General features: G+C 54.9%; 11 protein-coding genes. 8 read left to right on the top strand and 3 right to left on the bottom strand.

Annotated elements, in window-relative coordinates:
• The 5 genes from ABFZ83_RS11245 to trxA all read left to right on the top strand — a co-directional run bounded on the left by ABFZ83_RS11245 (position 1) and on the right by trxA (position 8,660).
• Complete coding sequence (locus ABFZ83_RS11245; RefSeq protein ID WP_411816646.1) at positions 1–1,068, top strand: aminoglycoside phosphotransferase family protein; 1,068 nt, start codon at positions 1–3, stop codon at positions 1,066–1,068.
• Entirely contained in the window at positions 1,065–1,778 is a 714-nt protein-coding gene (locus ABFZ83_RS11240; protein WP_411816645.1) for a nucleotidyltransferase family protein, read from the top strand. The genes ABFZ83_RS11245 and ABFZ83_RS11240 overlap by 4 nt, the downstream gene beginning before the upstream one ends.
• Positions 1,775–4,765 carry a double-strand break repair protein AddB gene (gene addB / locus ABFZ83_RS11235; RefSeq protein ID WP_411816644.1) on the top strand — a complete coding sequence of 997 codons (2,991 nt, stop codon included), beginning with the start codon at positions 1,775–1,777 and terminating at the stop codon, positions 4,763–4,765. Before ABFZ83_RS11240 ends, addB begins: the two co-directional genes overlap by 4 nt.
• Positions 4,762–8,244, top strand: coding sequence for a double-strand break repair helicase AddA (addA, locus tag ABFZ83_RS11230; protein ID WP_411816643.1), 3,483 nt, complete (start codon positions 4,762–4,764; stop codon positions 8,242–8,244). The genes addB and addA overlap by 4 nt, the downstream gene beginning before the upstream one ends.
• A gap of 80 nt (positions 8,245–8,324) precedes the next feature.
• On the top strand, positions 8,325–8,660 hold the full coding sequence (trxA, locus tag ABFZ83_RS11225) for a thioredoxin (RefSeq protein ID WP_411816642.1): 336 nt from the start codon (positions 8,325–8,327) through the stop codon (positions 8,658–8,660).
• Here the strand turns inward: trxA and ABFZ83_RS11220 are convergent.
• From ABFZ83_RS11220 to trpA, 3 genes are read right to left on the bottom strand one after another with little or no spacing between them, the layout of a single operon-like run.
• Positions 8,657–9,958 (bottom strand): bifunctional folylpolyglutamate synthase/dihydrofolate synthase, encoded by a 1,302-nt coding sequence (locus ABFZ83_RS11220; protein ID WP_411816641.1) that lies wholly within the window; start codon positions 9,956–9,958, stop codon positions 8,657–8,659. The genes trxA and ABFZ83_RS11220 overlap by 4 nt on opposite strands.
• A 32-nt stretch (positions 9,959–9,990) precedes the next feature.
• On the bottom strand, positions 9,991–10,977 hold the full coding sequence (gene accD, locus ABFZ83_RS11215; protein ID WP_411816640.1) for an acetyl-CoA carboxylase, carboxyltransferase subunit beta: 987 nt from the start codon (positions 10,975–10,977) through the stop codon (positions 9,991–9,993).
• Positions 10,978–11,024: 47 nt separating this feature from the next.
• Positions 11,025–11,849, bottom strand: a complete 825-nt coding sequence (gene trpA, locus ABFZ83_RS11210; protein ID WP_411816639.1) for a tryptophan synthase subunit alpha — start codon at positions 11,847–11,849, stop codon at positions 11,025–11,027.
• Positions 11,850–11,972: 123 nt separating this feature from the next.
• On the opposite strand from trpA, the gene yidD reads away from it, so the two are divergent.
• From yidD to ABFZ83_RS11195, 3 genes are all read left to right on the top strand, one after another.
• On the top strand, positions 11,973–12,320 hold the full coding sequence (gene yidD / locus ABFZ83_RS11205) for a membrane protein insertion efficiency factor YidD (RefSeq protein WP_411816638.1): 348 nt from the start codon (positions 11,973–11,975) through the stop codon (positions 12,318–12,320).
• A 91-nt stretch (positions 12,321–12,411) separates the two neighbouring features.
• Positions 12,412–14,376 carry a threonine--tRNA ligase gene (gene thrS, locus ABFZ83_RS11200; RefSeq protein WP_411818828.1) on the top strand — a complete coding sequence of 655 codons (1,965 nt, stop codon included), beginning with the start codon at positions 12,412–12,414 and terminating at the stop codon, positions 14,374–14,376.
• Positions 14,377–14,385: 9 nt separating this feature from the next.
• Complete coding sequence (locus ABFZ83_RS11195) at positions 14,386–15,651, top strand: O-antigen ligase family protein (RefSeq protein ID WP_411816637.1); 1,266 nt, start codon at positions 14,386–14,388, stop codon at positions 15,649–15,651.
• Position 15,652 lies beyond the last annotated feature (1 nt).

The raw sequence follows: 15,652 nt of genomic DNA, 5'->3' as shown, positions 1-15,652 counted from the left end.
ATGACGAATATAAAGAAAACCGATGTCAAAGACGACTTGCTGGCGGCCGCCGGTTGGGGGGACGCTGCCATTTTTCCGCTTGCCGGTGATGCGTCGACCCGTCGTTACGAGCGTCTTGAGCGGGCTGGAAAGACGGCAATTTTGATGATTGCGCCGCCGGGGGCTGAGGCTCCGTGCTGTCCGAAAAATGCGGATGAAGCGACCCGAATTTCGCTTGGGTATAATGCGATGGCGCGGCTCGCCGGCCCAAATTTGCATGCTTTTGTTGCATTGGCCGATGCCTTGAACAAGGCCGGACTATCGGCCCCGTCGGTTCTTGCGGCGGATGCGGCAAACGGGTTTGCCTTGCTCGAAGATCTCGGAGACGACCTGTTTGCGCGCGTGGTTGGCGCGATCGAAGAGGAAACACTTTATCGCGCGGCGATTGACGCCTTGGTCCGGTTACACAAAACCCCACTTTCGCCCGTTGAAAATGATCACTATTCGATGCTCGACTATGATCATCTGGCGCTTGAAACCGAAACCCAATTGCTTATTGACTGGTATTGGCCGCTAAAGCATGGCGAAGCGGCCAATATTGATATTTGTACAGAGTACAAAAGCATGTGGTCAGAAGTTCTGACCGGGCTATCTGTTCCGAATACATTCGTATTGCGTGATTACCATGCGGAAAATTTGCTCTGGTTGCCCAAGCGTGAAGGGGCGGCAAAGGTTGGCGTCATAGATTTTCAGGATGCGCTTTATGGTCATGCGGCCTATGACATTGTTTCCCTGCTCGAAGATGCGCGCCGTGATGTCGACCCTGCGCTGGCGGCCCAGATGATCGCCTATTATCAGGACCAGGTGCCGGGCGATAAGGCACAGTTTGACCGCGATTATGCGATATTAGCGGCGCAGCGAAATGCAAAAATCCTCGGGATTTTTGCGCGCCTTGCCAAACGGGATAATAAACCCGCCTATCTCAATCTTTTGCCGCGGGTAGAGGCGCATTTCGGCCGCGATCTTGAACGTCCGGCGCTCGCGCCGCTCAGGCCGTTTTTTGAAAAACACTTTCCGGGGCTTGCATGACAAATTTTATGCCGCAATCCGCAATGGTTCTTGCTGCGGGGTTGGGAACGCGTATGCGTCCGCTTACGGATGATTGCCCAAAACCCCTTATAAAGGTCGCGGGCAAGGCCATGATTGATTACGCCCTGGATCGTTTCGCCGATGCGGGCGTTGAGCGGGCGGTGGTCAATGTTCATTATCTCGCCGATCAAGTCGAGCGCCATGTAGAAGGCCGGACCACGCCGGAGATCATCATCTCGGATGAGCGTGATGCCTTGTTGGAAACGGGCGGGGGCTTAAAGAAGGCGCGTGGATTATTCCGGGATGGGCCGATTTTTTGCACGAATACTGACGCCATCATGATCGATAGCGACGGGCCGGATGCCTGTTCGGCGCTGGCGAGTGTCTGGGATAGCGTTCAGATGGATGCTCTTCTTTTGTTGGTGCCGATCGAACGAACCAGCGGCTATGATGGCAAGGGCGATTTCAACCGCTCCGTTGACGGACAAATACAGCTTCGAAAAAAAGATACAGCGCCCTTCGTTTTTACTGGTCTTCAAATCATTTCGCAAGAATTGATCGATGAAGGGTCAGAGGGGGCGTTCTCAACACGCGTTTTGTGGGAACGCGCGGCTAGCCGCGGACGTCTTTTCGGTACAATCTATGACGGTGACTGGTTGCATGTGGGGGATCCAGATGGGTTTGAGAAGGCGGAGCGTCGTTTAGGGTGACGGCGGATCAGGACATTTTTAAATCTACAGCGCCGCGCTATTTTTCGATCGCGCCGGGCAGACCGTTTTTGCAAGATCTGGCGCAAACCCTAACGGCCTCCATCACTGCCGAGGATTTTTCCGTCGCTGATGCACTGATCTATCTGCCGACACGGCGGGCGGCGCGTGCCTTATCCGAGGCATTTTTAGCGGCAGCGGGCACAAATGCGGCCCTGACACCACACATCCGCGCGCTCGGCGATATCGACGAAGATGAATTTCTGGTCGATGATATCGGCGCGACCATTGAGGATGAGTTGTCGTTGCTACCGGCGATTTCATCGGCCAATCGGCGCTTAATTCTGGCTCGCCTGATCGCCGAGCGCGAACGGGTATTCTTTGACGGTCAACATCGCTGGGCCGGGGCCATCTCCGCGGCGGATGAGTTGGGAAAGCTGCTCGATTCTCTTTATACGGAAGAGGTCGATGCCGCGAAGCTGGGTGATATCGTTCCCGATGGGTTGGCTGAACATTGGCAAGGGTCGCTTGAGTTTCTCAAAATCGTCACCGAGTTGTGGCCTGACTATCTTGCGGAGCAATCCCTGTCAGACCCCGCGGCCCGGCGCATTGCCCTCATAAAGAAACAAACCAATCGCTGGCTCGAAACGCCGCCAAACCATCCGGTCATTATTGCCGGTACGACCGGTTCAACCCCTGCGGTCGGCCAGATGATGAAAGCGGTGGCGTCTTTTCCCTTTGGCTGTGTGGTTTTACCGGGGCTTGATTTCTGGTCGCCGTCCCATGTCTGGGACGCCGTTGACGAGCCGCATCCGCAAAGCGGCCTCAAGGCGCTGATTGATAATCTCGACGTGCTGCGCGGTGACATCCGGCCCTGGCCCGGTTCGGATTTAGGCAATATCCCTCCGCGAACGGATCTTGTGACTATGGCCTTGCGGCCGGCCGGTGCGTCGGATGATTGGCGCGAATGGGCAGAAAACACCAAAGCAGACCGGTCTGCCATTACGAATGGCATTGAGGGGTTAAGCTTGGTTGAGGCCAAGGATGAAGAGCGCGAAGCATCGATCATTGCGCTGAAATTGCGTGAAGTCGTCAATCAGCCGGATCGCACGGCAATGCTCGTCACACCAGATCGTGACCTCGCCCGGCGCGTCGCGATTAAGATGCGCCGCTGGGATGTGATCGTTGACGATTCCGCCGGTGCGCCCTTTGCCAATACGCCATGTGGTATTTTCCTGCGATTGGTTGCGGCCTGGCTCAGCGATGTCGCCAATCCGGTTCATTTGATGGCGATGCTTGACCATTCACGCTTTGGCGGCGGCCTTAACGGCAAAGACCGTGCCCGCGCCATTGGCGAGATGGACCGTGTGTTGCGGGGCCTAAGGCCGCAAAAAAATATAGAGGGATTGCGCAAACGGCTTGAACAACGTGGCGACATTGCACCGCCGCTCGCGACGTTGTTTTCAACGCTCGAACAAGCGGCCGCTTTATGGCCAGACGCTTCTGAAAGTTTCTCTGATCGATTTGAGAGCCATCTTCGCGCGAGTGAAATACTTTGCGCGAGTGATGAAGAACAAGGCGAGGACCGTTTGTGGCGCGGTGATGACGGTGAAGAAGGCGCTAGCCTTCTCGCTATATTGCGTGACAGTCTGGGCTTAATTCAAAATGATCAGTCAACCGAATATCCGGAAATTTTCACGCGGTTGATCGCCGGCGGGGCCGTGCGTCGGCGCGAACCGGCGCATCCGCGCTTGTCGATTCTCGGCCCGCTCGAAGCGCGTATGCAATCTGCGGATGTTGTCATCCTTGGCGGCCTTAATGAAAGCGTTTGGCCGCGCGACGCGGCGATTGATCCATTCCTCTCTCGGCCCATGCGAAGGGAATTAGGGTTGCCTTCGCCCGAGCGGCGCATTGGCCTTGCGGCCCATGACTTTGCGCAGCTTTCTGCGTCACCCGAAGTGATGCTGGTGCGTTCAACCCGTGCGGGCGGCAAGCCGACTAAGCCTTCGCGCTGGATGGTCAGGCTCAAGAATATTTTAAAAGGGGCTTCGGTTCTTGATCAGGTTGACCAAACCAGGACCTTTGAAGGCCTGGCTGATTTGCTTGATAAGCCGTCTGAAATAGCGCTCATCGGTGCACCTTCTCCGCGTCCGCCTGTTGAGGCCCGGCCCACGGCTTTCCCGGTAACAGCGATTGAAAAGCTTTTACGCGACCCTTATGCGATTTATGCGCAGCGGATTTTGCGCTTACGAAAGCTCGACCCGTTGGGTGAAGAGTTTGACGCGCGGCATGTGGGTAATCTGTTCCATAAAATTATGGAGGATTACGCAAAAGCCCCGGAGTCGGATGCGGCAGCAGGTAAAGAAAAGCTGCTCCAGTTGTTCGACGAATACGCACCCGAATATGGCTATGAACCCCATCATCACGCATTCTGGCGACAGCGCGTTGAAGACGCCTGCGCGTGGCTTGCGCGTTGGGATGAAGAGCAACGGGCGCTGGGCGCGCCGGCGGTTCTGGAAGGTAAGGGCGAATATACGTTTCAGCTCGACGGCACGGATTATACGCTATCGGCACGGGCGGACCGGATTGATATGCGCGCAACGGGCGGTGCTTTTATCATCGATTACAAGACCGGTGATCCACCAACGCTCAGTATGCAGCAGAAATTCAGCCCGCAGCTTTCGCTCACGGGTTTTATCGTCGAAAAGGGTGGTTTTTCATCACTCGGCGCGGCGCCGGTCGATGGGTTTGAATATATCAAAGTGCTGGACCGAAAAGAAAAAGATCGTCCGTCCCGCGCAACGGGCGATGATGCCGCAAAATTGATCGCCGATACGCGCGACGGTCTTTTCTCGTTATTGTTGCATTTTTCAAATGCCGAAAACGCATATATTTCTCAGCCGCGCCCGCAATATACGGATAGTTTTGGTGATTATGATCACCTCGCTCGAAGACGTGAACGCAATGCGCAGGGCGGAGGTGACGAATGACCCCGCTTCAGGAAACAACTGATAACCAACGCCATGCGGCGCATCCCGCGCGATCAGTATTCGTGATGGCCAATGCCGGATCAGGAAAAACACGGGTACTGACAAACCGCGTTGCCCGGCTCTTGCTGTCTGGCGCTGAGCCGGAAAAGATCCTGTGTATTACATTCACCAAAGCGGCGGCCGCTGAGATGGCGGAGCGGCTTTTCTCGGTGCTTGGTGAATGGGCGTTGGCGAGCGATAATGAGTTGATCGAAGCGCTAAAGGAAATCGAAGGCGATGATGCCGAAGAAAAGACGCCCGATCAATTGGCCCAAGCGCGGCGGCTATTTGCGAGAGCGCTAGAAACACCGGGCGGATTGAAAATCCAGACGATCCATTCTTTTTGTGAGAGCGTTTTGCGGCGCTTTCCGATTGAAGCCGGGGCTCCACCGGGGTTCACCGTTATCGAGGATGCGCAAGCCTTGGGCATGCGGAACAGCGCCCTTGATGCGCTGGCGATCCGGGCTGACGACGATCCGCAATTGCGCGCGGCATTTACGCGCCTCTCGGCCACACGAAAAGAAAAGTCGCTGCGTGATCTGTTGTTGTCGGGGCTAAAGCCAACGCTTGAGGATATTGACGTCGATGCCGCGCTGGCGGCCTTGGGGCGGGAGTTGCTGATCGATCCAAAGCTAAGCGAGGATCAGATCAAGGCAGATTTCATAGGGCGTTTATCAAAGGATGACCTTCAATGCGCGCATAACGGTCTCGCGGCGGATGGAAAACAGCCACAAGACGCAGCCAAAAGACTCGCCCCTTATTTTTCGGCGTCGGGCGCGGACGAGAAATGGGACATTCTTTGCGCTTTTCTTTTGACTGCGGATCGCAGCAAATTGCGCAGTCGAATTGCGACAGCGGCGACCGATAAGGTCGATCCATGGGTTGGGCCATTTCTGAAACAGTTGGCGCAAGATTTCGAAGATACATTGCGCCAGTTAAAGAAGCTTGCGTTTTTTCAGGATACAGCCGCCCATTTCCGTCTTTGTAAGGCGCTTTTTGACATATACGCTGCCGCGAAATCCGATCGAGCGGCGCTTGATTTCGATGATTTGATTGTTCGTACACGACAGCTTTTCAGCCGCGTTAATTCCGCTTGGATCATGTTCAAGCTCGATTATGGCGTCGATCATATCTTGATCGACGAAGCACAAGATACCAGCCCCAACCAATGGGCTGTGGTTGAAAGCCTGTTTGAGGATTATTTTAGCGGCGCTGGGGCGCGGCTTGATCAGCGCAGTTTCTTCGCTGTTGGTGATATGAAACAGTCGATCTATTCATTTCAAGGGGCGGATGTCGGGCTGTTTCAGGCAAAAGAAATTGATCTTGGCCGACGTCTTGAGGCGGTAACCGACTATAAAAATCTCAAGCTCAAAATGTCCTTCCGAACGACAGAGCCGGTTCTCAAATTTGTCGATGAAGTTTTTTCAGACAAGGAAGCGGCTGAAGGGCTTGGTGAATTTCCGATCCCGGAACATGGCGTTTGCCGCGAAGGGCAGGCGGGGCTGGTTGAGCTGTGGCCGTTAACGCCGCGCCCCGAGAGTGAGACAGTCAATGTCTGGGATGCCCCCGTTGATGCACCGGCGGGTGATCATCCGGTCAGGGTGCTTTGCGAGAAAATTGCTTCGACCATAAAAGGCTGGCTTGATCGCGATGAGATTTTACAATCGAGCGGCAAGCCCATCAGGCCCGGCGATATCATGATATTGGTGCAAAGCCGGAGCACGCTTTTCCGCGAAGTCATTCAACGCCTATCGGCCCAGGGAGTGCCGGTCGCGGGGCCCGACCGTTTGGTATTGCTCGAAGACCCGGTGATTGAGGATCTGTTGTCCTATGCGCGGTTCGCACTCAATCAATCGGATGATTTATCGCTGGCCGAAATTTTAAAAAGCCCGCTTTTCGGTTTTGATGACGACAATGATCTGTTCCCGCTTGCCTATGACAGGGAATATAGTTTGTGGGCAGAGTTACGCAAACGAGCGAGCGAAAATCCGAAATGGAAAACGGCTTTCGATGAAATTTCCCTTGCGCGCGATATCGCAAGGCAGCAAGGCCCATTCGCCTTTTTCAATCATATTCTGGAAACCGGTACGCCTTCGGGGCGGCAGCGATTTTATCGCCGGTTGGGAGAGGTGAGCAGTGATGCCATGGATGAATTGCTGCGCCAGGCCATCGATTTTGAAAACGCTTCTCCCCGCTCTTTGCGCGAATTTTTGTCATGGTTTGAAAAATCAGCGACGGATATCAAACGCGAGATGGACCGCCAGAATGATGCAGTTCGTGTCATGACGGTACATGGCGCAAAGGGGTTAGAGGCCGATGTTGTCTTCTTACTCGATGCGCATCGCGAGGTTCGATCAGCAAATGTCGGTCCATTATTTGCGCCCCCAAGCGGCACAAACTTGCCCGATGGATTAACGCTTCTCGCGGGGTCAAAGACGAATGATGTCGACCTGACCGACCGCGCCCGCCAAGAGAAATTGCAACAAGACTATGAAGAATATCGTCGCCTGTTTTATGTAGCGGCAACCCGCGCCCGTGATCGGCTCTATATTTGCGGCGTTCAGCAAGGCAACAACAAAAATCCAAACGATAAGGAAACGGGCGTTAAATCCTGGCATGCGTTATCGATTGACGCGTTTGAGCGGTTGGGCAAACGGGCAAAAATTGGCGCGGAAGGGTTTTGGCCGAATGACGACAGCCCCGTTATGCGGATTAGCTGTCCACAAACGGCAAAGGTAAAGCCTTCGGAAAAAGCGATAGAGACGACAAGTGCACTCGCCGCGCCCGATTGGATGTTTGAAAAAGCCCCCGCCGAAGGGCGCGGACAGCGATTGACGCCATCGAAGCTATTGGGTGAAGAGGATTTAGAAGCGCAAGCACCAGCCTATTCACCAGTGCTCGGCGAAAGCGGCGGCGACAAATATTTCCGTGGCCGGATTATACACCGCCTCCTTGAGCTATTGCCGGAGGTTGCAGCAGAGGTGCGTTCAGAAGCGGCGGACCGGCTATTGGCGCGCCTTGCGCAGACTGTAAGTCCGGATGAGCGGGATTTATGGCGCGACGAAGTTTTGACGGTTTTGACCGATGAAAAATTTTCTGCCGTATTCGCGCCGGGCTCGCGCGCCGAGGTGCCGATTGTCGGACGCCCTGCCAATGCGCCTGCGGATTTGCGGATCAATGGTCAAATTGACCGATTGGTGATAACCGAAAAACAAGTGCTGGTTGTGGATTATAAAACCAACCGCCCGCCACCCCATGATGTGGTAAAGGTTGATCCCACTTATGTGGCGCAGATGGCGGCCTATCGCGCCTTGCTACAGGAAATCTATCCTGAACATGAGATCATCTGTGCATTGCTATGGACGTTTGATGCGCGATTGATGGAGCTGCCAGGGGAAATTCTCGATCACGCCTTCGCGCGCATAAAGTCTATGGGTTGAAACCCTGCGCTCAGCGTCTATCTTGCACTCTACCGATCCAGCAAACTGGATTAAACGGCGCATTCAGGAGTAACCGAGCCATGACGATTAAAAATGTAACCGATGCCAGCTTTGCCGACGATGTCCTTACCTCTGGCGACACTGTGCTGATTGATTTCTGGGCGGAATGGTGTGGCCCTTGTAAGCAGATTGCGCCAGCGCTCGAGGAAATTTCGACTGAATATGACGGCAAGATCAATATCGCAAAAGTGAATATTGACGAAAACCCTGAAACGCCTGGGAAATACGGCGTGCGCGGAATTCCGACCCTGATGATTTTCTCTGGTGGTGAACATATCGCGACCCGCGTGGGCGCGGCACCGAAAAGCCAGATTGCTGCGTGGATTGATGAAGTTCTGAAAGAGGCTGCGGCCTAAGCGTTTTCGCGCAGAATTTCCCCCGCAAGATATAGCGAGCCGCCGATGAGAATTCTCGGCGGCTCGTTTTTATTTTGCGCACATGCTGCTTTGATGGCGTCCGTAAGCGATGCGTAGTGCGTGGCAGAAAGGCCAGCCTTGGTTGCGGCGTTTGCCACTTCATCGGGGCGCATCACCCCATCGTGATCCGCAGCAACACAAAAGACCGATCGCACAAGCCCGGAAAAATTCGCGAAATAGCCAGCAGCATCTTTATTGGCCTGCATCCCTGCGATCATCACCAGCGGTTTTGCGTTCCGTGCCTCGAAATCGGCAATGACCGCAGCGATTGCCCGTCCGGCATGGGGGTTATGGCCGCCATCAAGCCAGATTTCGGGATCTGCCCCCAGTGATTGCCGCGCAAGATCGACGATTGGGCCGCTCGTCAGGCGCTGCATGCGCGCAGGCCATTTCGCGCTTTGTAGCCCGGTTGACATCGCGGTTTCATCAATGGCGATGCCACCTGCGCGGAGCGCGGCAATTGCCGTTCCTGCATTTTCAATTTGATGGGCACCGGCTAGGCGCGGCAGATCAAGATCGCACAGCCCATCATCATCTTGATAAATAAGCCGTCCGTGTTCGGAGTGAACATTCCATTGCTCGCCGAACGCATGAATTTTTGCACCGACCTTTTGTGCGTGGCGTTGTAACACGGCCATGGCTTCCGGCGTTTGCTTTGCGATGACGGCCGAGCGATTGCGCCTGAAAATGCCTGCCTTCTCGCCGGCGACTTCGCCAATTGTGTCGCCAAGAAAAGACTGATGATCGAGATCGACCGGTGTTACGATAGTGATCAACGGGTCGTCAAAAACATTGGTCGCATCAAGCCTGCCGCCCAAGCCAACTTCGATAATCGCATAGTCGGCGGGTGTTCTGGAGAATGCTAAAAGTGCCGCGCAGGTTGTGGTTTCAAAATAGGTGAGATGGTCGTCACCCATCGCTTTGTCGGTCTCTTCCAACGCATCGATGAGCGCATCATCGCTAATTTGTTGCCCGGCCAGAACAATCCGCTCGTTAAAGCGAACGAGGTGCGGTGAGGTATAGACGTGTACGGATTTACCGGCTGCTTCGAGCGCTGCGCGAATAAAGGCAACCGTCGAGCCTTTGCCGTTCGTGCCAGCGACATGGATAACGGGCGGGAGCTTTTTCTGAGGGTCGCCAAGGCGCGCCAAAGCTGCGTAGACCCTGTCGAGCGAGAGATCGATGATAACGGGGCGTCGGCTCGCAATCTTTGCGAGCGTGGTTTCAACCTTGCTCAACGGACAGGGTCCTTAAATGTCTGGGCGCAGAATTATTCTGCGGCTTTATCCAGCTTTTGTGGCGGTTTCGGCGTCACTGTTTTGCGCGCTTTTGGGCTGGGCGAAGCTTTGTCTTCGCTGTTGGCCGCAACCAGTTCGGTCGTGGCTTTGCCTTGCGATGCGGCGCTCTGGCGGTCGTTTAACAACACCCGAACGAGCCGCGCCAGCGTGGATTTCATGTCGCCACGACGCACCACCATATCCACCATGCCTTTTTCTTCGAGAAATTCAGCACGCTGAAAGCCTTCAGGCAGTTTTTCGCGGATCGTCTGTTCAATAACCCGTGGGCCGGCGAAGCAAATCAATGCGCTAGGTTCCGCCAAGTTTACATCGCCCAACATGGCGTAAGAGGCCGTCACACCACCGGTCGTCGGATTGGTGAGGACAACGATATAAGGCAAGCCAGCTTCCTTGACCATTTGAACGGCAATGGTCGTGCGCGGCATTTGCATCAATGACAAAATGCCTTCCTGCATTCGCGCGCCGCCGGATGCGGCAAACACGATAAGCGGCGCACGTTTTTCAACTGCCGTCTCTGCGGCTTTCAGCATCGCTTCACCAAGGGCCATGCCCATTGATCCGCCCATGAATTTGAAATTCTGCACTGCGACGACCGCTTGGGCACCGTCAATCTTGCCAAAGGCCGCGCGCATTGCGTCTTGCTGGCCTGTTTTACGACGATTGTCTTTCAGGCGATCGACATATTTTTTTTCATCGCGGAATTTCAGCGGATCCATAACAGGATCGGGAAGTTCGATGTCTTCGAATTTACCGTCGTCAAATACCATCGCAAGGCGTTCAGCCGGGCCGATTGCAAGGTGGTGATCGCAAGAAGGGCACACTTGATTGGAAGCGTCGAGATCGCGTTGGAACACCATTTCCCCGCAACCGGGACATTTGGTCCATAAAGAATCCGAGCCGTCATCTTTGCGGTTGAAAATATTCTTGATGCCCGGAGGGATGTTCGACAGCCAACTCATATACGACAGCGCTTTCCTTGTTTATTTTCCTGTAGAAGGGTTCTTATCTATTTCCGTGCGGCGCGAATTGCCCCTGAAATATCCGATGCCAGTGTCAAAACGGCGTTAATAGCATTATCGGCCTCACCGGGGTGCGCTTCAAGGGCTTTAGCGAATTCATCGACCAAGGCAGAGCCAACCACGACGGCGTCGGCAAAACCGGCGAATTCTTTAGCTTTTTCAGCTGTTTTGATACCGAAACCAACGGCCGCAGGCAAGCCAGATGCTGCCCGAATGCGATTGAGCGCGTCCTCGACAATGGCTTTCTCACCGGCCGCTTTTCCGGTGATGCCCGCGACGGAGACGTAATAGACGAAGCCAGAAGTATTTTTCACCACTGAAGGCAGGCGCGCATCATCGGTTGTGGGCGTCGCCAAGCGGATGAAATCAAGTCCCGCTGCCCGCGCCGGCAGGCATAGTTCCTCGTCTTCTTCCGGCGGCAGATCAACGATGATCAAGCCGTCAACACCAGTTGCCTTGGCGTCAGCCACGAATTGCTGGGGCCCATAGGCGTAAAACGGGTTGTAATAGCCCATGAGAATGATCGGTGTTTCATCATCTTGGGTGCGAAATGACCGAACCATATCAAGCGTTTTACGCAAGGTTTGCCCGCTTTCGAGCGCTCTCAGGCCCGCTGCGGCCACTGAGGGGCCATCCGCCATCGGGTCGGTGAAGGCGACGCCAAGCTCAATCAGGTCTGCCCCCGCGCCGGGCAGCTTTTTCAGCAATTCCAGCGACGTTTCCGTATCCGGGTCGCCAGCCATGACGAAAGGAATGAAGGCCGCGCGATTTTCGGCGCGTAATTGATCGAAGCGGGTTTTGATGCGTGACATGAGATTAAACCTGAACTTTGCCGGACTGCGTAACGTGCTGGCGCAAGATTGCAAGCAGTTGCCTTGGCGAACGGTCAATTCGCGCTTATTTCTCCCCTAGAAAATCACGAAAGCCATGAATTTATGACGCAGCCGCGCTCAGGGATTGCCGGGAATATCGCCATCGGAGCGATTTGGCTTTACCGCCGCTCGTTATCGCCGCTGTTTTATTTTCTGGGGGTTCGCTGCCGGCATGAGCCGAGTTGTTCGCAATATGCGCGCGAAGCCTTTAGTCGCCACCGATTGGGCCGGGCCTTCTGGCTTTCCCTGTCGCGCCTTTTGCGCTGTCACCCCTTCGGGTCGAGCGGGTTTGACCCGGTGCCCACGACGACGCCAAAGGTCGGGTGGCGGTTTTGGCGGCTCGGCGATTGGTCATGGAGCGTGCGAAATGGCCCGCTTGATGATGGAAAAAGCCCCGATCACGACCAATAGCCAGCAAACATCACTCCTGCGCTTGACGAATGGTCCGCACTTTGGGAAGTGACAGGACTATTTTGCGCCTGCAATAAACGAGAAAATGACCATGGTCGCCATTACTTTGCCTGACGGTTCCGTTCGCCAATTTGACGGTCCCGTGACCGGCACCGAGATCGCTGAGAATATCTCGAAATCCCTCGCCAAGAAATCATTGGCGGTGAAGGTCGACGGCGAAGTCCGCGACCTCTTTGGTGAGATTACAGATGATGCAAGCGTCGAGATCATCACGCGCGATCATGAAGACGCACTCGACATCATCCGCCATGATACGGCGCACCTTTTGGCGCAGGCGGTGCAGGAGCTATTTCCCGGCACACAGGTAACGATCGGGCCGAATATCGAGGACGGGTTCTTTTACGATTTCGCGCGCGACGAGCCGTTTTCGTCTGATGACCTTGCGGCGATCGAAAAACGCATGAGCGAAATCGTCGAAGAAGGCCGCTTGACCCGCAAAGAAGTCTGGGATCGTGATGAAGCGATCAAGCACTTCAAGGATATTGGCGAACATTACAAAGCCGAGATCATTGCTGATCTGCCCGAAGGTGAAGATGTCAAAATCTATTATCACGGCGATTGGCATGATTTGTGTCGCGGGCCGCATCTTCCGTCTACAAAGCATATTGGCAAGGCGTTCAAGCTGATGAAGGTTGCTGGTGCCTATTGGCGCGGCGATCATCGCAATGCGATGCTGCAGCGGATCTATGGGACCGCCTGGACCAATGAGAAAGACCTTAAAGCTTATCTCACACGGCTCGAAGAGGCGGAAAAGCGCGATCACCGGAAGCTTGGCCGCGAGATGGATCTATTCCACTTCCAGCAAGAGGCGCAAGGCTCGGTCTTCTGGCATGCCAAGGGATATCTCGTCTGGCGGCAGCTTGAAGCCTATATTCGCCGTCGTCTTGATGCGGACGGATATAGCGAAGTGAAAACGCCGCAATTGCTGGATTCGAAATTGTGGGAAATTTCTGGCCACTGGGGCAAGTTCCGCGAGAACATGTTTGTGGTGCCCGATGAGATCCCGTCAACTGAGGACGAAGGCCCGGTTTTGACCGGCGAGGCCGATTTGATGGCGCTCAAGCCGATGAACTGTCCGGCGCATGTGCAGATTTTCAAACAGGGCATCAAGTCCTATCGCGACTTGCCGATCCGCATGGCGGAGTTTGGATGCTGCCACCGGAACGAAGCTCATGGCGCGCTGCACGGTTTGATGCGTGTACGTCAGATGACGCAAGATGATGCGCATATTTTCTGTCGCGAAGACCAGATCACCGAAGAAACCAAGCGTTTCCTCGAGTTATTTGCCCGCGTTTATAACGATATGGGCATGACCGATATCGCTTATAAACTCGCAACGCGGCCAGAAATGCGTGCAGGCGATGATGCCACATGGGACCTCGCGGAAAAGGCGCTTTCCGATGCATTGACCTCCGCCGGGCTTGAATTCGAAATCGCCGAGGGCGAAGGCGCGTTCTACGGACCGAAACTTGAGTTCCATTTGACGGATGCGATTGGTCGTACATGGCAGGCCGGGACGTTCCAGCTCGATTATGTGCTGCCGGAACGGCTTGATGCCAGCTATGTGGATGAAAGCGGTGGTCGCCAGCGTCCGGTCATGCTGCACCGGGCGGTATTTGGTACTTTCGAACGCTTCATTGGTCTACTGATTGAGCATTATGCAGGACGTTTGCCATTATGGCTCGCGCCGGTGCAGGTGGTCGTAACAACGATTACGTCAGCGGCCGATGATTATGCCCGCGAAGTTGCCGATGAATTGCGCGCCGCGGGGCTTCGAGTGGATCTCGATACACGGGCCGAAAAGATCAATTACAAAGTCCGCGAACACTCCCATGCGAAAGTGCCGGTCATCGCTGTTGTTGGTGCGCGCGAAGCGGAAGAGAAAAAAGTATCCCTCCGCCGATTGGGGTCGAAAGATCAGGAATCGATGACCCTCGATGCTGCAAAAACATCGCTGGCTGAGGAAGCGCTGGCCCCTGATCTCAAATCCATCTAGCGTTCCGTTATGGAACTGAGTTGGCGAGATAAGCGCGATAAGGCAAGCCGTCGTTTATTCTACGGCTTGTTTTTTCTATTGCCCTTAACGGCGGTGTTTGGTCATCGCGGTCTCGCGCCATGGTTGTTGCTAGCGAGTTTACCGGCCTTTGCGCGCGGTGATTTTTGGCAGGCGGCCTTTGGCAAACTGTTCGATAACCCAAGTTTGAAAGATCCAAAATTTGCGGGCTTTACCGCCATTTTGTTTTTCTGTTTCTGGATTTTCCTATCTGGCTTCTGGTCGCCCAAACATCATTTCGGATTGGCGCTTTATGTTCTTGCGCCGGTGTTGGTCGGCGGCAGCGTCACCTGGTATGCGCTCAATCTTTCGCGCATCTGGGCATGGCGACTGGGGCGGGCATTCTTATTGGCCATCGTCGGCGGCATGGTTGTTCTAGCGCTTGAGGGTGCGAGCGGCGGTGTTTTGCGCGGCTTGTTACCGCCGCAAGAGGCTGACCCTTCGCGTGATACGATTGCGCTTGCCCGTGGGGTCACGGCGCTAACGCCGGCCTTGTTTCCTGCAGCCGCGATTGCGGTCAGGTTATGGTCAAAACCGGCGGCGGTGCTTGCGGTGATCCTTGGATTGATCGCTGCGGCTCTCAATGATGTGACCGCGAATGTGGTTGCGATCCTGATCGGTATGGCGGCGACCATGGTTGCCTTGGCGATACCGCGCACGGCGCTCAAAATCTCAGCCTGCGGCGCAATTGCTGTGCTGTTCGCCTTTCCGATTGCGGCAATGTTTATACCGGTGGATGCAATCTATACCTATGTCGAGAGTGAGGCCTCTGCGGATAGGAAAGCGGCAATTGCCTCATTGATGCACCGATTGGCGATCTGGAAAGCCACGGCAACAGAAAGCATTGGCGGTTTGCCGTTTGGCCACGGCGCGGATTATGCGCGCATGTTCAAAGAAGTTGCGCCAAGAATCGACGTGCCGGGCATGCCCTTGCCCGTGTCCGTCAGCCCTAATCATCCGCATAATGTCTTTATTCAGGTCTGGCTTGAGCTAGGTGTGCCGGGGATCGCGGCACTTACGATATTTCTTTATTACGGCCTGATCACGTTGCTGCGCGCAAACCTTTCAAAGGCGGTTAGCGCGGCGTCTGTGGGCGCGTTTGCGGCGATACTGGTTTCCGTTACAGTGGAAGGCAGTTTGTGGCAGGTCTGGCGCATGGCTGCGATGGCGCTCGCAGCAAGCGGTGTTGCGCTCCTGCATTCGCTTGAAAAGCGCTAAG

Source organism: Hyphococcus formosus, assembly GCF_046736345.1.
Classification (GTDB): domain Bacteria; phylum Pseudomonadota; class Alphaproteobacteria; order Caulobacterales; family Parvularculaceae; genus Hyphococcus; species Hyphococcus formosus.
The sequence above is the reverse complement of the archived record's forward strand: the minus strand, read 5'-3'. Positions and strand labels throughout refer to the sequence as shown.